General features: G+C 66.1%; 18 protein-coding genes and 1 tRNA gene. 10 read left to right on the top strand and 9 right to left on the bottom strand.

The genetic code is table 11. The annotated features are described in order from the left end of the window. Positions 1 to 36: 36 nt before the first annotated feature. Genes ACFO0G_RS08175 through ACFO0G_RS08185 form a run of 3 tightly spaced genes read left to right on the top strand, consistent with a single transcriptional unit; the run spans position 37 to position 3,256 of the window. Positions 37 to 1,206, top strand: a complete 1,170-nt coding sequence (locus ACFO0G_RS08175; protein ID WP_286397550.1) for a Gfo/Idh/MocA family protein — start codon at positions 37 to 39, stop codon at positions 1,204 to 1,206. Next, positions 1,206 to 2,420, top strand: a complete 1,215-nt coding sequence (locus ACFO0G_RS08180; protein ID WP_376976998.1) for a dihydrodipicolinate synthase family protein — start codon at positions 1,206 to 1,208, stop codon at positions 2,418 to 2,420. The genes ACFO0G_RS08175 and ACFO0G_RS08180 overlap by 1 nt, the downstream gene beginning before the upstream one ends. Continuing rightward, positions 2,417 to 3,256, top strand: a complete 840-nt coding sequence (locus ACFO0G_RS08185; protein WP_286397545.1) for a sugar phosphate isomerase/epimerase family protein — start codon at positions 2,417 to 2,419, stop codon at positions 3,254 to 3,256. Before ACFO0G_RS08180 ends, ACFO0G_RS08185 begins: the two co-directional genes overlap by 4 nt. A 128-nt stretch (positions 3,257 to 3,384) precedes the next feature. Here the strand turns inward: ACFO0G_RS08185 and xylB are convergent, their stop codons facing one another. Together xylB and xylA are read right to left on the bottom strand one after the other, a co-directional pair. Beyond that, complete coding sequence (xylB, locus tag ACFO0G_RS08190; protein WP_376976999.1) at positions 3,385 to 4,803, bottom strand: xylulokinase; 1,419 nt, start codon at positions 4,801 to 4,803, stop codon at positions 3,385 to 3,387. A 96-nt stretch (positions 4,804 to 4,899) separates the two neighbouring features. Further along, positions 4,900 to 6,087 (bottom strand): xylose isomerase, encoded by a 1,188-nt coding sequence (gene xylA, locus ACFO0G_RS08195; RefSeq protein WP_286397541.1) that lies wholly within the window; start codon positions 6,085 to 6,087, stop codon positions 4,900 to 4,902. Between the two features lie 148 nt (positions 6,088 to 6,235). Here xylA and ACFO0G_RS08200 point away from each other — a divergent pair, with 148 nt between their 5' ends. After that, complete coding sequence (locus ACFO0G_RS08200; RefSeq protein ID WP_376977000.1) at positions 6,236 to 7,459, top strand: ROK family protein; 1,224 nt, start codon at positions 6,236 to 6,238, stop codon at positions 7,457 to 7,459. A gap of 52 nt (positions 7,460 to 7,511) precedes the next feature. Here the strand turns inward: ACFO0G_RS08200 and ACFO0G_RS08205 are convergent, their stop codons facing one another. After that, positions 7,512 to 8,783 (bottom strand): hypothetical protein, encoded by a 1,272-nt coding sequence (locus tag ACFO0G_RS08205; RefSeq protein WP_376977001.1) that lies wholly within the window; start codon positions 8,781 to 8,783, stop codon positions 7,512 to 7,514. A gap of 201 nt (positions 8,784 to 8,984) precedes the next feature. Beyond that, positions 8,985 to 9,057: transfer RNA gene (locus tag ACFO0G_RS08210), tRNA-Arg, on the bottom strand. A gap of 207 nt (positions 9,058 to 9,264) precedes the next feature. Between ACFO0G_RS08210 and ACFO0G_RS08215 the strand changes: the two genes are divergently transcribed. The 3 genes from ACFO0G_RS08215 to ettA all read left to right on the top strand — a co-directional run bounded on the left by ACFO0G_RS08215 (position 9,265) and on the right by ettA (position 12,327). Beyond that, positions 9,265 to 9,816, top strand: coding sequence for a single-stranded DNA-binding protein (locus ACFO0G_RS08215; RefSeq protein WP_376977002.1), 552 nt, complete (start codon positions 9,265 to 9,267; stop codon positions 9,814 to 9,816). A gap of 206 nt (positions 9,817 to 10,022) precedes the next feature. Then, positions 10,023 to 10,583, top strand: coding sequence for a DUF6993 domain-containing protein (locus ACFO0G_RS08220; RefSeq protein ID WP_376977003.1), 561 nt, complete (start codon positions 10,023 to 10,025; stop codon positions 10,581 to 10,583). Positions 10,584 to 10,644: 61 nt separating this feature from the next. Continuing rightward, a complete protein-coding gene (gene ettA, locus ACFO0G_RS08225) occupies positions 10,645 to 12,327 on the top strand; it encodes an energy-dependent translational throttle protein EttA (RefSeq protein WP_376977004.1) in 1,683 nt (560 codons plus the stop codon). Between the two features lie 144 nt (positions 12,328 to 12,471). On the opposite strand, the gene ACFO0G_RS08230 is transcribed toward ettA, so the two are convergent. After that, positions 12,472 to 13,392, bottom strand: a complete 921-nt coding sequence (locus ACFO0G_RS08230; RefSeq protein WP_286397530.1) for an acyl-CoA thioesterase — start codon at positions 13,390 to 13,392, stop codon at positions 12,472 to 12,474. Positions 13,393 to 13,454: 62 nt separating this feature from the next. Between ACFO0G_RS08230 and ACFO0G_RS08235 the strand changes: the two genes are divergently transcribed. Then, the gene (locus ACFO0G_RS08235; RefSeq protein WP_376977005.1) at positions 13,455 to 14,117 is read left to right on the top strand and encodes a DUF8185 domain-containing protein; all 663 of its coding nucleotides are present in this window, start codon (positions 13,455 to 13,457) and stop codon (positions 14,115 to 14,117) included. Between the two features lie 45 nt (positions 14,118 to 14,162). Here the strand turns inward: ACFO0G_RS08235 and ACFO0G_RS08240 are convergent, their stop codons facing one another. After that, positions 14,163 to 14,630, bottom strand: coding sequence for a globin (locus tag ACFO0G_RS08240; RefSeq protein ID WP_286397526.1), 468 nt, complete (start codon positions 14,628 to 14,630; stop codon positions 14,163 to 14,165). A gap of 1 nt (position 14,631) precedes the next feature. Continuing rightward, entirely contained in the window at positions 14,632 to 15,315 is a 684-nt protein-coding gene (locus ACFO0G_RS08245) for a mechanosensitive ion channel family protein (protein WP_376977007.1), read from the bottom strand. A 66-nt stretch (positions 15,316 to 15,381) separates the two neighbouring features. Here ACFO0G_RS08245 and ACFO0G_RS08250 point away from each other — a divergent pair, with 66 nt between their 5' ends. After that, positions 15,382 to 16,380 carry an NAD-dependent epimerase/dehydratase family protein gene (locus ACFO0G_RS08250; RefSeq protein ID WP_376977009.1) on the top strand — a complete coding sequence of 333 codons (999 nt, stop codon included), beginning with the start codon at positions 15,382 to 15,384 and terminating at the stop codon, positions 16,378 to 16,380. Here the strand turns inward: ACFO0G_RS08250 and ACFO0G_RS08255 are convergent. Beyond that, positions 16,377 to 16,850 (bottom strand): OsmC family protein, encoded by a 474-nt coding sequence (locus ACFO0G_RS08255; RefSeq protein ID WP_376977010.1) that lies wholly within the window; start codon positions 16,848 to 16,850, stop codon positions 16,377 to 16,379. The two genes, ACFO0G_RS08250 and ACFO0G_RS08255, sit on opposite strands and share 4 nt — an antisense overlap. Beyond that, a complete protein-coding gene (pepN, locus tag ACFO0G_RS08260; protein ID WP_376977011.1) occupies positions 16,847 to 19,420 on the bottom strand; it encodes an aminopeptidase N in 2,574 nt (857 codons plus the stop codon). The genes ACFO0G_RS08255 and pepN overlap by 4 nt, the downstream gene beginning before the upstream one ends. A 173-nt stretch (positions 19,421 to 19,593) precedes the next feature. Here pepN and ACFO0G_RS08265 point away from each other — a divergent pair, with 173 nt between their 5' ends. Then, entirely contained in the window at positions 19,594 to 20,613 is a 1,020-nt protein-coding gene (locus ACFO0G_RS08265; protein WP_376977012.1) for a hypothetical protein, read from the top strand. Positions 20,614 to 20,681 lie beyond the last annotated feature (68 nt).

Genomic DNA, 20,681 nt, shown 5'->3' on the forward strand with positions numbered 1-20,681 from the left:
AGCTTCAGTACATTGCTCACTCACCGTGGAGGACACATGGGCTTCGAAACGAAAACGATCCGCATCGCCATGAACGGCATTACCGGCCGGATGGGTTATCGCCAGCACCTGCTGCGCTCCATCCTGCCCATCCGCGATGCCGGCGGCTTCACCCTGGAGGACGGTACGCGGGTCCAGGTGGAGCCGATCCTGGTGGGCCGCAACGAGGCCAAGATCCGGGAGCTGGCGGAAAAGCACAAGGTCTCTGAATGGACCACTGACCTGGACGCCGTGATCAACGACCCCACTGTCGACGTCGTTTTCGATGCCTCCATGACCAGCCTGCGCGCCGCCACCCTGAAGAAGGCAATGCTGGCGGGAAAGCACATCTTTACGGAGAAGCCCACGGCGGAAACGCTGGAAGAGGCCATCGAGCTGGCGCGGATCGGCAAGGAAGCCGGCGTCACCGCCGGCGTCGTCCATGACAAGCTCTACCTCCCCGGCCTGGTTAAGCTCCGCCGCCTCGTGGATGAGGGCTTCTTTGGCCGCATCCTCTCCATCCGCGGCGAATTTGGCTACTGGGTCTTCGAAGGCGACATCCAGGCGGCCCAGCGTCCGTCCTGGAACTACCGCAAGGAAGACGGTGGCGGAATGACCACGGACATGTTCTGCCACTGGAACTATGTCCTTGAGGGCATCATCGGCAAGGTCAAGAGCGTCAATGCCAAGACGGCTACCCACATCCCCGCCCGTTGGGACGAAGCGGGCAAGGAATACAAGGCCACCGCGGATGACGCTTCCTACGGCATATTCGAGCTCGAGACCCCGGGCGGGGACGAGGTCATCGGCCAGATCAACTCCTCCTGGGCAGTGCGCGTCTACCGCGACGAACTGGTGGAATTCCAGGTGGACGGTACTCTCGGCTCCGCAGTTGCCGGCCTCAACAAGTGCGTCGCCCAGCAGCGCGCGCACACCCCCAAGCCCGTTTGGAACCCCGACCTCCCCGTCACCGAGTCCTTCCGTGACCAGTGGCAGGAAGTTCCCGCCAACGCCGAGCTCGACAATGGCTTCAAACTGCAGTGGGAAGAGTTCCTGCGCGATGTGGTCGCCGGCCGCGAACACCGCTTCGGCCTGCTGTCCGCCGCCCGCGGTGTCCAGCTGGCCGAGCTTGGCCTGCGCTCCAGCGACGAACGCCGCACCATCGACATCCCGGAGATCAGCCTCTAATGACTTCACTCATCCTTCCGTCCGAAGATGGCGGCACCAGGGAGTACCGCCTGCAGGGCGGCACTGCCTGGGCCCGGCCCGCTGCCCCCTTGACGGCGCGCCGTGCCTACGCCGCCGCCCACGTCATTCCCGAGGTCCTGGCCGACAACACCCCGGGCGCCCCCGCGCGCCTCGACTGGGACGCCACCATGGCCTACCGGCATGAGCTGTGGTCCTACGGCCTGGGCGTTGCCGATGCCATGGACACCGCCCAGCGCGGCATGGGCCTGGACTGGGCCGCCACGCAGCAGCTCATCAAGCGCACAGGGGTGGAGGCTGCCTCGGTGGTTTCGGCCAACAGCCCGGCCACCGCGGGCAAGTCCGTCCGGGACCTCGTATCCTGCGGCGCCGGCACCGACCAGCTGGACATCGACGCCCTGCCCACCGGTGAGGCCGGTATCAAGGCAGTCCTGGAGGCCTACCGCGAACAGATCGCCGTCATCGCCGAGGCCGGGCCCAAGGTCATCCTGATGGCGTCGCGTGCCCTGGCAAAGGTGGCCAGTGGTCCGGAGGATTACCTTCGCGTCTACTCCACACTGCTGCAGGAAGTGGACCAGCCGGTCATCCTGCACTGGCTGGGCACCATGTTCGACCCCGCCCTCGCCGGCTACTGGGGTTCCGGCGACGTCGCCACCGCCACCGAAACCTTCCTGGGCCTGATCCGGGACAACGCGGACAAGGTGGACGGCGTCAAGGTCTCGCTGCTCGACGCCAGCCACGAGGTGGCCCTGCGCGCTGCCCTGCCCGAGGGTGTCCGCCTCTACACCGGCGATGACTTCAACTACCCCGAGCTCATCGACGGCGACGGTACCCACCACTCCGACGCCCTGCTTGGCATCTTCGCGGCCATCTACCCGGCCGCTTCGGTTGCCCTGCAGAACTACGAGGCCGGAAACGCCGCCAAGGCACGCGAAATCCTGGACTCCACCCGCGAACTGGGCAAGCACATCTTCAGCGCCCCCACGTTCTACTACAAGACCGGCATCGCCTTCATGTCCTGGCTCAACGGCAAGCAGCAGGGGTTCCAGATGGTCGGCGGACTGCACTCGGGCCGCTCGGTGTGCCACCTGTCCAGGACCTTTGAGCTGGCCGACAAGGCCGGCCTGCTGAGGGATCCGGCGCTCGCGGCTTTCCGGATGTCCGACTACCTGCGGATCAACGGGGTGGGAGTATGAGCGACTTCTCCCGCCTCTCCATCAACAGCGCCACCACCAAGAAGTGGACGCTCGCCCAGGTGGTCGAGGGCTGTGTCAACGCGGGGATTCCGGCAATCGGCCCCTGGCGGGACCGCGTCGAGGAAGCCGGGCTTGATAAGGCTGCACGCCTCATCAAGGACGCCGGCCTTCGGGTGTCTTCCCTTTGCCGTGGCGGATTCCTCACCGCCGCCGACGCCGAAGGGCAGGCCGCCGCGCTCGCAGACAACCGCGCGGCCATCCTCGAAGCCGTGGCCCTTGACACCAGGGAGCTGTTTCTGGTGGTGGGGGGACTGGCCCCGGGGGAGAAGGACATCGTGGCCGCCCGGCAGCGGGTGGCCGACCGGCTTGCTGACCTGGTGCCCTTCGCGCAGGAAAACGGCGTCCGCCTGGTGCTGGAACCACTGCATCCGATGTATGCTGCGGACCGCGCACTCATCTCCACCCTGGGGCAGGCCCTGGACCTCGCGGCGCCGTTCGATGCAGCGACGGTGGGGGTCGCCGTCGACACTTTCCATGTGTGGTGGGACCCCGAACTGAAGGCGCAGATTCAACGTGCCGGACGTGAGAACCGGATTGCCTCCTACCAGGTGTGCGACTTCAACATGCCCATCGCCGCCGATCCGCTGCTCTCGCGCGGGTACATGGGCGACGGCGTGGTGGACTTTGCCACCATCGGCACCTGGGTGCGCGAGGCCGGGTACACCGGTCACATTGAGGTGGAAATTTTCAACCAGGAGATCTGGGACACGGACGGCAATGCTGTCCTGGCCACGGTCAAGGAGCGGTACGCGGAGCTTGTCCTGCCGTATGCCTGACCTGGTGTAAGACCGCGGGCTCCTGCTACGTCACGGCAGGAGCCTGCGCCCCACATGAAAGGACCCGGACCAGCGGTGGTTGTCCCACCGCTGGTCCGGGTCCTTTCCTGCCCGCGGCTGTTGCTGCCCTACGTGTACAGCGAGGCGAACCTGCGGTACCTTGCCAGCACGCCGGCGTCGTCCGTTCCGTGGTGAAGGTCGACGGCGTCTGCCGCCCAATTGGGGAATTGTCCGGTGAGTGCCGCGGCGGCCTGGCGCGCGGCTCCGTCGGCGACATACTCACCCGGCTGGGGGACGGTGACGGCCGTTCCCAGCAGGCTGGCGGCGACTTCCTGCACAGCAACCGACTGGGCGCCCCCGCCGACCAGGAGGATCCGCTTTGGCTGCACGCCTTGCGCCTGCAGGGCCGCCAGGCCGTCGGCCAGGGAGCAGACCACGCCTTCGACGGCGGCGCGCGCCAGGTTGGCTGGGGTGTAGTTGGCCCGGGTGATGCCATGCAGTGAGCCGGTGGCATCCGGCAGGTTCGGCGTCCGCTCGCCGTCGAAGTAGGGAACCAACGTGAGGCCACCCGCGCCCGGCCCGGCCGACAATGCCAGCTGGTTGAACTCCGCCAGGTCCACGCCGAGCAGGGCAGCGGTGGCATCGAAGATACGGGTGGCATTCAACGTGCATACCAGCGGCAGGTAGTGGCCGGCCGCATCCGCGAACCCTGCCACCAGCCCGGAAGGATCTGCCGCCGGGTTGTCAGACACTGCAAAGACGGTGCCTGATGTGCCCAGCGACATCACCACGTCGCCCAGTGCGGCGCCTGCACCGAGGGCGGCGGCCGCGTTGTCGCCGGCGCCGGGAGCCAGGAGAGCGCCTGCCGGAGTCTTTCCTGCCGTTTCCAGCGGCCCGAGGACCCTGGGAAGGGCCGGCACATGGCCGAGCGATGCGGTCAGGACGTCCGGAAGGTACGTGCCTTCGGCGGTCGAATAATACCCGGTGCCTGAGGCGTCCGAGCGGTCAGTGGCCAGGGCGGCCAATCCCTCTGCTCCGCTGCCTGGCCCGAAGCCGCCGAGCCGCCAGGTCAGCCAGTCGTGCGGGAGGCAGACCGCGGCCACCTTCGCGGCGTTTTCCGGCTCGTTGGCTGCCAGCCAGCGCAGCTTGGTCACCGTCAGGGATGCGACCGGAACGGTGCCGGTGGCACTGGCCCAGTACTGCGCTCCGGCGGCGGGATCGCCGCCGCCGGCACTCTCGATGAGTTCAGCGGCTGCGCCTGCGCTCCGGGTGTCATTCCACAACAGCGCCGGACGGATCACCGCACCATCGCTGTCCAGGCAGACCATGCCGTGCTGCTGGCCGCCGACGGCGACGGCGCTGACATCATCGAGCCCGCCGGCGTCCGCCACGGCCTTTTGCAGGGCAGTCCACCAGTGGTCCGGGTGGACCTCGGTGCCCTCGGGGTGGGCGGCCCGGCCCTGGCGGACGAGCGCCCCGGTGTCCGCATCGCGGATGACTACTTTGCAGGACTGGGTGGAGCTGTCGACTCCGGCTACGAGCGGCATGGGTGTTCTTTTCTTGTGCAGGAATGTTTTTGTGCAGGAATGGAAACGCTGCGGGGCCTGGATTATCTCCAGGGCCCCGCAGCGGGTACTAAGTGGCTAGTGGGCGCCCAGCAGGTGCTCGATGGCCAGCTGGTTGAGCCGGACAAACGCGAAGGAGCGTTCGGCGGCCTTGTCGGCGTCGAAGTCCTCAAAGGCTGCGGCGTCTGCGAGCAGGTCCGCGGTGCTTTCACCGGCGGCGAGGGTGGACTCGCCGAGTTCAAAGACGCCTGAGGTCTTGAGGGCTTCCTGAACCCGCGGGTCTGCACGGAAGGCCAGGGCACGCTCCTTGAGCAGGAGGTACATGGCCATGTTGGCCTTGGCGGACTCCCACACTCCGTCGTAGCCGTCGGTGCGGGAGGGCTTGTAGTCGAAGTGGCGGGGGCCGTCGTACTTGGGGCCGCCGTTCGGGAAGCCGTTCTCCAGCAGGTCGACGGTGAAGAAGGCGCTGGTGAGGTCGCCGTGGCCGAAGACCAGGTCCTGGTCGTACTTGATGCCGCGCTGGCCGTTGAGGTCGATGTGGAAGAGCTTGCCGGCCCACAGCGCCTGGGCGATGCCGTGGGTGAAGTTCAGCCCTGCCATCTGCTCGTGGCCGGTTTCGGGGTTCAGGCCCACGATGTCGCCGTGTTCCAGCTGGGCGATGAAGGCCAGGCCGTGGCCCACGGTGGGCAGGAAGATGTCGCCGCGGGGTTCGTTCGGCTTGGGCTCCAGGGCGATGCGGAGGTTGTAGCCCTTCTCCTTGATGTAGCCGGCTGCGGTGTCCACGCCCTCCTTCATGCGGTCCAGCGCGGCGGCCAGGTCCTTGGACCCGTCGTATTCGCTGCCTTCGCGGCCGCCCCACATGACGAAAGTTTCGGCACCGAGTTCGGCGGCGAGGTCGATGTTGCGCAGGACCTTGGACAGGGCGAAGCGGCGGATCGAGCGGTCGTTGGAGGTGAAGCCGCCATCCTTGAAGACGGGGTGGCTGAACAGGTTGGTGGTGACCATCGGAACCTTCAGCCCGGTCTCGGCCAGGGCTGCACGGAAGTTCTTCAGAATCAGCTCCCGCTCCGAGGCGGAGGCGCCAAACGGAACCAGGTCATTGTCATGGAAGGTGATGCCATAGGCGCCCAGCTCGCTGAGCTTGTGCACTGCTTCAACCGGGTCAAGGGAGGCGCGGGTGGCGACGCCAAACGGGTCGGCTCCAGTCCAGCCGACCGTCCAAAGGCCAAAGGTGAACTTGTCGGCGGGGGTGGGGGAGAGGGTCATGATTGCGTCCTTGCGATCGGGCGCTTCGCGGGATTGCGAAGCATTAGTTCATTGCCTGAACTATATGAGCGGACGTAGGGTGGGGTCAATAGGTCCAGCTTGCGACAGCCGGAAAAATTATCGGAGCCATAAACCAAGGAGCTTTGTGATGGTGATGCCGGCGCCTGCAGTGGCGGGACCGGGAGGCGCAGCCCCCGGAAGCGTCGGGGATGTCCGGCGCAGCAACCTTGCCCTGGTCCTGGGCGCAATCGCGGAATTCCCGCGCGGCACCTTTCCCAGCCGCGCGCAGATAGCCGGCGCCACCGGGTTGACCAAAGCGTCGGTTTCCAGCCTGGTGCTGGACCTCCTGGACGCCGGAATCATTCGGGAAATAGGCCTGAACCCTCAGGGGCGCGGCCGGCCGGGTGTCGGACTGGAGCTTAACCCGGGGCGCGCCGTCATGGGGATGGAAATCAATGTGGATTACATCTCGGCGGCCGTGGTTGACCTGGCCGGGAATGTCCTGATCCGTGAGGTGAAGGAGCGCGACAACCGCAACAGCCCGGACGCCCCGGTGCTGGCGGCGCTGGCAGTCCTGGCCGCGCGGGTACGGAGCGCGGCGGGCGAGCGGGGGGTCGAGGTCCTCGGTGGGGGGCTGGCCGTTCCTGGACTCGTTGACCCTGCCGCGGCCCGGGTACTCACCGCCCCCAACCTTGGGTGGGTCGATGTGCACCTTGACCTTGGTGCGTTGCTGCCCGAAGCTCCCCTGGGTGTGGCGCTTTTCAACGAGGCCAACGCCGCAGCCCTGGCGGAACTGAGGTACCGGCCGGACGGTGCCTCCGACTTCCTGTTTGTCTCTGGCGAAGTGGGTGTCGGTGGCGGGATCGTCATCGGGTCCGAGCTGTTCACGGGCCCGGAAGGCCATGCCGGCGAAGTGGGACACATCGTGGTGGAGCCGGACGGCGGCCGCTGTTCCTGCGGCGGTACCGGTTGCCTTGAAACCGTCGCCGGCCAGGACGCCATTTTCGCCGCATCCGGCCTGGCTCCGGAGGCTGCAGCACGGTCCGCCAGCATGTCCGCGCTGCTGGGGGCGCTGGAGGGCGGAGACACCCAGGCGGTATCCGCCGTTGAACGGGCGGCCCGCTGCCTGGGCATCGCGCTCGCGTCAACGGCGCGGGTGGTCAATATCCACTCGGTGGTCCTCGGTGGGCACTTCGCGGTCCTCGAGCCCTGGCTGCGCGGCCCGTTGCTCGAAAGCGTGCAGAAATACGCCCCGGGCAAGTACGCGTCCGAACAGGTCACAGTCTCCGCGGTGGGCGAGTCGGGCGCGCTGCTGGGCGCAGCCGGCAGCGTCATCCGGTCGCTGGTGGAGGCGCCGCACCGGCTGCAGTAGCGCTAAAGGAAAAGCTACGTTTTAAGCAGACTGGCCGTTGGTCATCCCGCAGTCATTTTTCGAGCGCCGGGCAGGGTATCTCGACGGAGCCGGTGAAGTAGTGCGGTGCAACAGCAGCGGTGAAAGCAGCCGCTTCGCCGGAGCTGCACTTTTCTGCTCCGGTGGCCACCTGTTCAGCCCAGGACGGTCCGGAGTCCCTGGTCGTGAAGGGAGGGAAGTACATGGACGTTAGGAGCAGGCCAAAACCCACCAGAATCGCTGGCTGTGTCCAGTGTGCCCACCTCACCAACGCAGACGAAAGCACCGGCACTATGGCCAGGACAAACATTGTGGCTGCTACCGAATACCGGGTGAACGCGAACTGTTCAATCCAATCGGCGTCGGTAAACCGGGCGTAATCGAGGAACGGCGCCGGGTTCGCCGCGGCGCAGGCAATCCACACCAAAATGGACGCGGAGAGGAACATTATCGCCAGGCGGCGGTGCTGCCGCCGCCCGTATATGAAGACGGCCGCGGTGGCGACAGCAATGATCAGGAACGCCAAAATTACCGGTGCGGCGCCGAAATTGACGATCTGCTGGGTCAGTGCCCGTGCGTAACCATAGACCAGGGGCCCCACGGTGTTTAGCGGCCACCCGTAGATCAGTGATGCTGGATCCAGTTGGTATTGCGTGTACGGAGCCCTCGGATAAGTCACCGTGGTGTACAACTGAGCGCACAATCCCAGTGCAAGTCCTGCTTTCGCAGGCCACAGGCTGCGGTTGCGCCAGCGGTAGAGGAACAACGGGGTGAAGAGGACCGATATGATCTCCGTCGATGCCGTGGCGAATGCTGCACCGAACAGCAGGAGCGCTTCAGCCCGCGTTCGTGCCGGTTTGATCAGGAGCCATGGGGCGAGCCAGAGCAAGTACCAGTGCAAATTCGCGAAGTTGCCAAGTGTTTCGATCGCTCCCACGTTCACGAATATGGGGATCGCTGCCCATGCTCCACGTATCCATACACTCGTCGTCAGGGAACTCGAGCAGTGGAAGGTCATCAGTGCTATGCAGGCGAGGGCTGCGCAGGCCAGGAAGTTCATGGCGTATGCGTAGTCGGGTACGGCGAATCCCCGGACCACGATTTCTGCCGCTATGCGGGGGATGAAGTGCAGATATCCCGCGTAGGGCTTGAATGGCGTCCAGCGATCGTCCGGGGCCATGGCATCGGACAGGAAGACGGCCCCGTCCTCTGCCCAGAGGACGCCCTGCGCGTGTGCCGGGAGCCTCCACCAGGACAGCAGGCTGACCAGTACCAGCGCGCCGAGATATGACAGTGCTTTTGTCACCCGCGTTTTCAATGGACCTGCCCTCATCCCATTCCCCCATGGAATGCCGGACTTAATCTAATGGACGGGATCTAACGGCATCAAAACGGGGCCGGCGGGTGACGGACTTTTTCACAGGAAGAGCGGCAATTGGCTGCATCCGAAGGATACAAAGATGCGGTCCCGCCCAGCGCGTCGGCTGGCCGGGACCGCATCTTTCGGTGCCCCAGGAGGGAATCGAACCCCCGACCGGCGGATTAGAAGGCCGCTGCTCTATCCCCTGAGCTACTGAGGCATCGGCTTCCGGCCCAGGGGCCGGCGCCTCCAAAAGTTTACATTGCCCGGGGTGCCGGTGGCGGCATCCTGCCGCCACCCCTCCTCCACACACGATGTAACGGCGGTTGTTGTCCACATATGAAAATCCGTGCCTGCTGTCCGCCGTTGTCCGGCGCGATGCTGGTCATGCCTGCTAAAGGCGCCACCATCCAGACAGGACGTAGACATGAGCGAAACGATCATCACCATCCGGGGCTTCGTGGCCACGGAGATAACGAGTTCCACCACGCCAGGGGGAGTGGCAACGGCCTCCTTCCGGCTCGGGTCCACCGCCCGCCGTTTTGACCGGGCATCCGGGACCTGGGGTGACGGACACACCAACTGGTACACGGTCCAGGGCTACCGCAACCTTGCTGGAACCCTGGGCTGCAGCATCAGGAAGGGACAGCCGGTCATCGTCGTGGGCAAGCTGAAGATCCACACCTGGGAAAAGGACGGCCGGGTGTACCACTCCACCATCATCGACGCGGAGGCCGTGGGGCACGATCTCACCTTTGGGTCGGCAAACTTCATTCGTACGGCGTCCAGGCCGGCACTCTCCCTGGTGGAGCAGCCGCCAGTTCCCGATGACGCCGGAATGGACCAGGTTCCGGATGAACTGGAGGACCAGGAGGATGAACACGCCGAGGACCACGGCCAGCCCTCCGTCGTCATCGAGGACAGCGACGGTGCCCTCGCCTCGCTGGACCTGGAAACGGGGGAACTCGCCGAGGTCTAGGAAACGCGTATTACTTACCAGCGTCCCCGTTCAGTCCCGGGCGGATGGACGGCGGCACCCCCCGGCCGCCCTCCATCCGCCCGTCAAATGCCTGATGGCCGGCCGCCTATTGCTGCCGACGGTTCCGGACGATGCTTCCCGCAGCCCCACGCCGGGTACCGGTCTTGCACGCCGGTCGATGCCTGCGTCCATGGCAGAATGACACCATGCATCCCACCCCTTACCAGCGGCCCAACAAACGCGCCGGTGCAGCACTGGCGTGCCTCGCCCTGGCCTGTGTGCTGTCGGGGTGTGTTGCCGGCCCTTCCGCGAGCCAACCGGCACTCGGGGCCAGCGAGGGGCAGACGTCGCCGCAGGCCAAGGCAACCGACGGTGGACCGCAGGAGCCGGCCCAGGCAACTGGTTCGGCCGCGGGAAGCGCTCGTCCCAGCGGAGAACCGCTGGCCGACACGTCCGGTGGGGCGCCAGCGGCTGCAGCGGCTACCGAGGCGGTGAAGCGCACTGTGACGGACACTCTTACCAAATTGGCAAGCGGAACCCCGAAACCGGCCACAGCCCAGGTCAGCGAAGCCCTGACGGGTGCAGGCATCGCACCGGGTGTTCTCCAGGTATCGCAAAGCCGGACGCCCACCGGACTGGAAGCGGATGCCATCGAAGCGGCCGTGCTGCAGGGGAGGGATTGTGTCATCGGGCAGGTGCGCGAAGGCGCTGTAACCGTCACGGTGCTTCCGGTGCTGGCCAGCGGTAAATGTTTCGTGGGCTCCTGATGGCGGTAGCCTGCCGGCTGCAAATGTGAGATCTGCCCGCCGACCCACTAGATTTGAGACCATGGCGGAATTTATCTACACAATGACCAAGGCCCGCAAGGCCGTTGGCGAAAAGCTCATCCTTGATGACGTAAGCATGTCCTTCTTCCCGGGCGCCAAGATTGGTGTTGTGGGCCCCAACGGTGCCGGTAAGTCCACCATCCTGAAGATCATGGCCGGGCTGGACACGCCCTCCAACGGTGAGGCCAGGCTCAGTCCCGGCTACAGCGTAGGCATCCTGCTCCAGGAACCACCCCTTAACGAGGAAAAGACCGTCCTGGGCAACGTCCAGGAAGGCGTGGGCGAGATCTACGGAAAGATCCAGCGCTTCAACGAGATCTCCGAGGAAATGGCCAGCCCCGACGCTGACTATGACACCCTCCTCGAAGAAATGGGCAAGCTGCAGGAAGCCATCGACGCCGCCGATGCGTGGGACCTCGACTCCCAGTTGGAACAGGCCATGGACGCGCTGCGCTGCCCGCCGGCCGATGCTGATGTCACCAACCTTTCCGGTGGTGAACGCCGCCGCGTGGCACTTTGCAAGCTGCTCCTGCAGAAGCCGGATTTGCTGCTCCTCGATGAGCCCACCAACCACCTGGATGCCGAAAGCGTCCTGTGGCTCGAACAGCACCTCTCCAGCTACCCCGGCGCCGTCCTTGCCGTGACCCACGACCGCTACTTCCTGGACCACGTGGCTGAATGGATCGCCGAAGTGGACCGCGGCCACCTGTACCCCTACGAGGGCAACTACTCCACGTACCTGGAGAAAAAACGCGCCCGCCTGGAAATCCAGGGCAAGAAGGACGCCAAGCAGGCCAAGCGCCTCGCCGAGGAACTCGGGTGGGTCCGCTCCAACGCCAAAGGGCGCCAAACCAAGTCGAAGGCCCGTCTGGCCCGCTACGAGGAAATGGCTGCAGAGGCGGACCGTACCCGCAAGCTTGACTTCGAAGAGATCCAGATTCCGCCGGGACCCCGCCTGGGCGGCCTGGTCCTGGAGGCCAAGAACCTCCAGAAGGGCTTCGAGGACCGGGTCCTGATTGACGGGCTGTCCTTCACCCTGCCCCGCAACGGTATCGTGGGTGTCATCGGCCCCAACGGCGTGGGCAAGACCACCCTGTTCAAGACCATCGTCGGCCTGGAACCGCTCGACGGCGGCGACCTGAAGATTGGTGACTCGGTCAAGATTTCCTACGCGGACCAGAGCCGCGGCGGCATCGACCCCAACAAGACCCTGTGGGAGGTCGTGTCCGACGGGCTCGACTTCATTCAGGTGGGCAACGTCGAGATGCCGTCCCGCGCCTACGTGGCCGCGTTCGGCTTCAAGGGCCCGGACCAGCAGAAGAAGGCGGGCGTCCTCTCCGGCGGTGAGCGGAACCGGCTGAACCTCGCCCTCACCCTGAAACAGGGCGGCAACCTGCTGCTGCTTGACGAGCCCACCAACGACCTCGACGTCGAAACCCTGAGCAGCCTGGAAAACGCGCTGCTCGAGTTCCCCGGCTGCGCCGTGGTGGTCTCGCACGACCGCTGGTTCCTGGACCGGGTGGCCACCCACATCCTGGCCTACGAGGGCGACGACGAAAACCCCTCCAAGTGGTACTGGTTCGAGGGCAACTTCGAATCCTACGAGGAGAACAAGGTCCAGCGGTTGGGCCCCGACGCCGCCAAGCCGCACCGCGTCACCCACCGGCGCCTCACCCGCGACTGATCTGCGGGGTCCGGCAACGGATGACTAACGCATAAGAGTAAGGCCGGCACCCGATGTGAACTGTTCGAGATGAACAATTCACCGGGGTGCCGGCCTTACCCATTCCCGCGGCTAAGGTGCCGCCGCTGGAGCTGCCGACAGGGTTTACGCGTTTTCCGGGAGAGCAGGAATGCGGACCATGCCCTCCTGGGCCACTGAGGCGACATGGTGGCCCTCACGGTTGAAGATCTTGCCGGTGGCCAGTCCCCTGGCGCCATGAGCACTGGGGGACTCCTGGACGTAGAGAAGCCATTCATCAACGCGTGCCGGGCGGTGCCACCACATGGCGTGGTCCAGGCTGGCGACGTTCATGCCCGGGCTGGTCCAGTTCAGGCCGTGCCGTCGAAGGATGGACTCAAGGAGCGTGTAGTCGCTGGCGTAGGCCAGGGCCGCACGGTGCAGGTTCGAGTCGTCCGGCATCGGGCCGAAAGTCTTCATCCACACGGCGTTGCGGGCCTCGCGCGGTCCGGTTGCGGACACATACAGCGGCGGGTCGACGTGTCGGATGTCGAACGGGCGCTCGTACGCCCAGTGCCGGGCCACTGGGTGGTCGAACTTTCCCAGCAGGTCAGCGGTGCTGGGCAGTGATTCAGGGTCCGGGATTCCGGCCGGCATGGCAGAGGAGTGGTCAATGCCTTCATCTTCACCCTGGAAGGAAGCGATCATCGACAGGATGGGCACCCCGTCCTGGTAGGCGTGCACGCGCCGGGCGGAAAAGGACCGGCCGTCGCGCAGCCGCTGCACCCCGAAGGTGATGGCCTTGTTGGCGTCACCGGGCCGCAGGAAGTAGCCGTGCATGGAGTGGACGAACCGCTCCGGATCCACCGTCCTGGTGGCCGCGACCAGTGACTGCGCAAGCACCTGCCCGCCGAACACCCGGTGGTGGGGCTGCTGCTGGGAGGGGCCCAGGAAAATATCCTCATCCGTCCGTGCGCCCTCAAGCTCACCAAGGTCCAGCAGTTCGATCAGTGATGAGGTTGGGTCTCCGCTTGGCGGCGCCAGCAGTCCGGCTTCGGCTTCAGTCATGGGTCTGACTCTAGACGTCGCCGCGGGAACCACTCAACCGGACAGCCGGTAGTGTCTTAGGTGTGTCTGAACTTCTCACTTCGTCCTTCCGTTTCGCCGATCCCCGGGATCTGGCCGACCTCAAGACGTTCGCCACGCGGGCCAAGTCTATCGACGACAGCGGAGCTATGCGCCTGCAGGCCGCCGGCCAGGTCCTTGCCGCCTACGTTTGCGTCCTGCGGCCCAGGCTCCTGGGCGAATCGACGCCCACCATTCTTGGCCTGCGCACTATGGCCCTGGCGGAACCGTCCGGGACAGATGTCACCGTTGCCTTGTCATCCGTCCTGGACCGGCTCGCGCGGGTAGGGGAGCAGGTCGTCGAATTCCCGGTGCCGCCCACCACAGTCAGCGAGTCGTGGACGGGGGTGGGCGCGCCGCGGGGCGGATGGGAGCTGCTGGGGTCCGTCAGCGACGCCCGGCTTCGGGCTGCGGCGGAGGCGGGCATAGCCGAAGTGGCAGGCATTGTGCCGGACAAGCCGGGTGCCCTCATCGTCAATAACGCACGGGCTGCAGTCTGGGGACGCGAACTGGATGACGCCGGCCTGCCCGCCGGTGCAGCCTTCGCGGCCTTGGCGTTGGGGTTCCTGGGTGACGGGGACCAGAAGCTGTACCGGGCCGGCCGCTGGTTCCGGCTGACAGGGCCCCGCGGCCACGTCCTGGCCCGGACCGGCAGCGGCCTGCTTTAGGCCCCTGCGGCTGCGGCCGTATCTGCACTTGCGGTTATCAAGAGTTCAGGAGTCGGAAGGGCTATTCACCATGGACAGCGCGGCCCGCTCCATGTAGTCCCACAGGGTGCCCTCGTAAAGCGGCGGCAATTCCAGGGCATCCACGGCGGTGCGCATGTGGAACAGCCACCGGTCCTTTGCCTCGGGCGTGACCCTGAACGGCATATGCCGCATCCGCAGGCGCGGGTGGCCGCGTTCCTCGCCGTACGTGGTGGGGCCGCCCCAGTACTGCTCGAGGAACATCAGGAAACGGCGCTTTGCGGGGGCCAGGTCCTCTTCCGGATACATCGGCCGCAGCACCGGATCGGTGGCTACGCCGTCGTAAAAGACGTCGATGAGCTTTACGAAGGTGTCGTGTCCACCCACTGCATCGTAGAAGCTGTCGGTGTAGTCCGGCTTGCTGAAGGGATCATTCTGCATCAACGGCGGCCGCTGGCCCTGGACGGGGCGGCGCGGCTCGATGGGAAGCGACATGCTAGTCCCCGGCTTTCTGGTCTGTCTTCTTGGTCTCAACGTGCGCCGAGCCCTGGTCAGTGGTCCCGTCGTCGGATTCGTGCAGCGGGACATAGCGCCCCTGCGACCGGTTGCCCACGCGCAGAATCTCGCCGTTGCGCAGGTACCAGATGGCGCCGTCGTCCGAGCGGACCCGGGTGATCCGCAGGCCCATGGACTCCACCACGCCCACCACCTCGCTGGTTTCGATGACGTCGCCGATTCCGTACTGGTCTTCAATGGTAATGAAAATCCCGGCCAGGAAGTCGCGGATCAGCTGCTGGGCGCCGAAGCCGATGGCCACACCCAGGATTCCCACGCTGGTCAGAAGCGGGGCGATATTGATGTCCAGGTTCTGCAGCACGTACATGCCGGTGATGATTACCACCAGCACGCCCACCACGCTGTTCAGGAGCGAGCCGATGGTCTCCGCGCGCTGGACCCGGCGTTCATGATCCAGGGCGCGGAAGGCCGGCGCCACCCATTTGAAGGTGGGCTTTTTGAAGAAATTGCTTCCCGCCGCGACGCGCTTGGTAATGCGCGAGATGATGAAGGTCGCCACCAGCCAGACGCCGACGCCAATGCCGAGGCTGATCACGATGCCCGGGACGCTCACACCGCTTGGCTGGCTGGTGGCAGGGGGCAAGAGGGAAAACATGCTGACCATGGGTGGAAATAGCTCCTTGGGATATTGCTCTGTTCTCTTTCAACCCTAGCGCCGTAGCGTGGAGCAATGCGCATCCTCATCCTCGGCGGAACCGCCTTCCTCTCCAAGGAGATTGCCAGTCAGGCGGTTGCCGCCGGCCATGACGTCACGTGCCTGGCGCGCGGAACAACGGCTGCGCCGCCGCCCGGCACAGAGTGGATCAGGGCGGACCGGTCAACAGGGCAGGCAGCATACCAGGAACTGGCCGGGGACTGGGATGCCGTGATCGAGGTCGCGCGGGACCCCAAACCGGCGCGGGAAGCCCTGGCGGCACTCACGGGCCGGGCTGGGCACTGGACCTTCGTGTCCAGCTGTTCGGCCTACGCCGACAACTCCGTGCCCGGCGCGGCGGAGAACGCACCGCTTCTGCCGGCGCTGCCCGCCGGGACGCTGTCCACGCCGGAAAATTACGGCGAGTCTAAAGTGGCCATCGAGGAAGCCACCCTGGAAGCCACACACGGGACGGCCCACCTCTGCCGGGCAGGCCTCATCAGCGGCCCCGGCGACCCCACCGACCGCTACGGCTACTGGCCCGTCCGCTTCGCCAGGAACTCCGGACCAGTGCTCGTCCCGGACATCGGCGGCGACCCCACGCAGGTCATCGACGTGCGGGACCTGGCGGCCTGGATCCTGCGGGCTGCAGAAGAGGGGATCACCGGACCCCTGAACGCCATGGGGGATCAGGTCCCCTTTGCGGACATCGTGAGCGCCTGCCGGAAGGCTTCCGCCTCGCAAGAAGCTGCCGTCACGGCTTCAGGGGACTGGCTGGTGGAGCAGGGCGTCAACTATTGGTCCGGGCCGGAGTCCCTTCCCCTCTGGCTGCCACCGCACCACGAGGGCTTCATGGCCCGCAGCAACCGGGCAGCCAAAGCCGCCGGCATGGTGCTGCGGCCGTGGCAGGAAACCATGGCGGACACCCTGGCTGACGAACGTGCCCGCGGGCTGGGCCGGCCCCGGAAGGCCGGCCTGCAGCCCGCTACTGAGGAACGCCTCCTACGGCTGCTCCACAATGAAAGCGGCGGTTAGCCCGCCACGGTCTCCGGCTGGTGTTCCACCGGAAAGTTCACGCTCCGCGCGATGAAGCAGACCTGGTTGGCCTCATGGTGCAGCGACGCGGCCAGTTCGGCCTGTGCGGCATCGGCCACCGTCACGTGCGGATGCAGGACAACCCGCTCGAACTGTCTGCTGCCGTCCCTGTTGAGCCGCATCAGCCCGGTTGCCTCGTCTCGGTAGTCAGTGACCACCACACCGTGCTTCACGGCCACATGCAGATAGGAGAGCATGTGGCACTGCGCCAGTGCGGCCAGGAGGAGCTGCTCCGGATTGTACCGTTCCCGGTCTCCATGGAACGTGGGATCGGCCGAGCCCTTCAGGGGCGGCAGGCCCGGAATGAGCACATCGTGGTCCCGCGAGTAGCTCCGGTAGGACGAGGTTCCGTCTCCCCGGTTGCCGGTCCACTGGACTGCCAGGGAGTAGTGGTGCTCGCCGAGGCTCACTGCGGGCTGCCGTCCGCCACCACGTCAGCTGCGCGTGCACGCAGGGCGCGGGCAACGCCGTCGCGGTTTTCCAGCATCATGCGGCGAAGTGCGGCACTTTCGGCCGGCAGCGACGCCAGGAAGCCGTCGGTCCGGTCGATGGTGGCCTGGGTGGTCAGCAGCGCCGGGTAGAGGCCGACGACGATTTGCTGGGCCAGTGCGTGGGTGCGGGTTGCCACGATGCCAGGCACAGCCGCAAAGTACTTTTCGGAGTACGGCTCCAGGAGGGAGCGGTCCGGCACCCGCATGAAGCCGGTCACCGCCGATCCCTGCAGCGCGTTGGACAGTTCGCCCTTAACCACAATGGACTCCCAGGCCGCGGCCTTCGCCTCCGGGGTGGGAATGGCGGCCTTGGCCAGCGCGGCAGCATTCTGTCCGCTGGAGGTGTTGTCCCGCTGCAGCTCCGAGTCGATGCCGTCCTGGCCCATCCGGCCGCCGGCCACCAGCGAGGCCACCAGTTCCCACCGGAGGTCCTGGTCCAGGCTCAGTCCCTCCAAAGCCACCGACCCGTCCAGCAGGCCGGCCACCCGGTCCAGCTGGGACCCGCTGCGAGCCAGGAGGGCAAAAGCCTTGATGAACTGCAGCTGTCCATCGGAGCCTGCCGGAACCTCCGCAGCCAGATCCCACAGCCGGTCCGCCGCCGCCGCCGTAGTCGCCTCGCGGTGTTCTTCGGCCACATAGAAATTCAGGGTGGTGGCCAGTTGGCGGAGCTGGACCAGGATCACGGACGAGTCGGTCTCCGCGGCCACGTTGGCCAGGATCAGCTCCACGTACTTCCGGGCCGGAGTCTCGCCGTCCCGGGCGGCGTCCCACGCCGAGTTCCATACCAGGGTCCGGGGCAGGCTTTCGGTGAAGTCCTTCAGGCGGGCGGTGGCGGTGGCCAGCGACCTGGGATCCAGCCGCACCTTGGCATAGGCGAGGTCGTCGTCGTTGATGAGGATCAGGTCCGGCTGGGCAAGGCCGGCCAGTGCCGGCACCTCAGTACGTTCGCCGTCGACGTCCAATTCCTCGCGGTGCACCCGGGTGAGCTTGCCGGCGTCGTCAAGGTTGTAGAACCCCACGGCAAGGCGGTGCGGGCGGATGGTGGGCCACTCCGGAACCGCGGACTGCAGGATGGCAAAGGAGCGCAGCTTCCCTTCCGCGTCCACGTCCAGCTCGGGAGCGAGGGTATTGACGCCGGCGGTTTCCAGCCACTGCCGGCCCCAGTCATCCAGGTCGCGTCCGCTGGCCTTTTCCAGTTCCACCATCAGGTCGCTTAGCTCCGTGTTGTGCCACGAGTGCTTGGCGAAGTACTCGCGCACACCGGCCATGAACTGTTCGGGCCCCACCCAGGCCACCAACTGCCGGAGCACCGAGGCACCCTTGGCGTAGGTGATGCCGTCGAAGTTGACCTCAACGTCCTGCAGGTCGTTGATTTCGGCGAAGATCGGGTGCGTGGTGGGGAGCTGGTCCTGCCGGTAGGCCCAGGACTTCTCCACGGACGCGAACGTGGTCCAGGCACTGGTGAAGGAGGTTGCCTCCACCGCCGCCAGGTGGGACATGTACTCGGCGAAGGATTCGTTCAGCCAGAGGTCATTCCACCAGAGCATGGTCACCAGGTCGCCGAACCACATGTGGGCCAGTTCGTGCAGGACGGTGATGGCTCGCCGCTCCACCTGGGCCCCGGTGACCTTGCTGCGGAAGACATAGCCCTCCAGGATGGTCACGGCACCGGCGTTCTCCATGGCGCCGGCATTGAACTCCGGAACGAACAGCTGGTCGTACTTTTCGAACGGGTAGGGGCAGCCGAACTGCGCCTCGAAGAACCCGAATCCCTGGCGGGTGAGTTCGAAGATGTTGTCCGCGTCCAGGTACTGCATCAGCGATTTCCGGGCAAAGACGCCGAGCGGGATCACGCGGCCGTCTGAGCTGGTGACCTCACTGCGGACGGACTGGTAGGGGCCGGCAATCAGGGCCGTGACGTAGGAGGACAGCCGGGGCGTCGGGGCGAAGGTCCACACCGATCTGGCCGAGCCGTCTTCTGCCGGGGCGGCTTCCTCCGGAGAAGGTGTGGGGGAGTTGGAGATGACGTCCCAGTGCGACGGTGCCGTGATGGTGAAGGCAAACGTTGCTTTCAGGTCCGGCTGCTCGAACACGGTGAACATCCGGCGGGAATCGGGAACCTCGAACTGCGTGTACAGGTAGACCTCGTTGTCCACCGGGTCCACGAACCGGTGCAGGCCTTCCCCGGTGTTCATGTAAGGCATGTCGGCCACAACGGTCAGCTCGTTGTGCTCCGCCAGGTCCGGCAGCTGGATCCGCACGCCGTCCGACACGGTGGCCGGGTCAAGGCTGCGGCCGTTCAGGGTCACGCCGTGCACCGTCCGGGTGACAGCGTCGATGAAACTGGACGATCCCGGTGCCGCCGTGAACTTCACGGTGGTGGTGCTGCCAAAGACCTCGCCGCCGCGGGTCAGGTCGAGGTTGACGTCGTAGGACTCGACGGTGATCAGTTCGGCGCGCTCACGGGCTTCGGTGCGCGTCAGGTTCATGCCTGGCAAAGGAGGTCCTCCAGTGGTGTTTCGGCTGCCGGCCGGTGGTCCCGGTTCCGGCACTGTGATGCATTCTTCCATCCCTGCAGTCCTTGGCAAGTTGCGCAGGTCACAGCGGTCTCCCTGCCGGGCCGGACGGTTGGCGGGGCTGCCGCAGGGGTAGCGTTAAATACATGGGAAAGCTGCTGGATTCGGTGGACACCAAGGCGATGCGTTTTGCTGTCGGGTTCCCCGTCGTGCTGGCCGCCGCCTTTGTCTACTGCGCGTTTCTGCTGCGTCCGGACCTTCCGGATCCACTCGCCATCCAGTGGACGGACGACGGCGGTGCAGCCTTCGCGCCATTTGGCGCCTATGTAGGGGTTGGTGCCGCGGGAATCGCCGTGGCAGGCTGGCTGGTCCTGCTGCAGGCGGTACCCCTCGGCCGGCCGGTCATGATGCGGCGCATCATGATGGGGGCGGGGCTGTTCCTCAGCCTATTCATCACCTCGGCCCTTGCCGCAGGGCTGATCGGCCAAACCGGGCTGGCCGACGCCCGGCAGTCGCATGTGGACATGACAGTCCTCGCCCTCGGCAGCGGCGCCGCGGTATCGCTCGGCGTGGCAATGGGCATGGTGTACAAAGCTGACCGGCAATGGTCGCCGGAAGACGACCGGGCCCTGCAGATTGCCATTGCCAGGGAACAGGATCCGGACCTTGCCCGGGACAGCATCAGGCTCTGGGTGCACGCCAGGAGTTCAGTCTTCGTGATGATCGCCATCGCCTCCCTCTTTCCGGCAGCACTGATTGCGGTGGTGGTGCCGTGGCTGGGGATCCTCCTGGTTGTCCTGGCTGTCATCGGCGCCGCGTTCCTCTTTGCCCGCATCAGGGCGGACCGGCGAGGGCTGAAGGTCATGCTGGCCGGGGTGGTCCCGGTCATGGACGTGCCTGCCGGCGCCATTTCAGATGCCAGCGCCGCGGACGTCAAAGCGGCTGACTACGGCGGGTGGGGCTACCGGCACCACCGCGGAACCGCCGCCATGCTGGTGAGCAGCGGGCCCGCCGTCGTCGTCAGCAAGACCGACGGCCAGCGCGTCGCCGTCAGCGGCGGCAGCCAGGCTTCGGCCGCGCGGCTGGCCGAAGTCCTCACCCGGGTGGCCGCCAGGGCCCGGCGCGGCGGAGGCCCGCCACCTGCCGGCAGGCTGACGGAATCCTGAGTCGCGGCCCGTCCTAGTATCCTTATCGGTGTCGTTCCGGCCTCCACCGGCGGCCCGCCAGCCCCACG

This window comes from Arthrobacter sedimenti (assembly GCF_042652025.1).
GTDB classification, from domain to species: Bacteria; Actinomycetota; Actinomycetes; order Actinomycetales; family Micrococcaceae; genus Arthrobacter; species Arthrobacter sedimenti.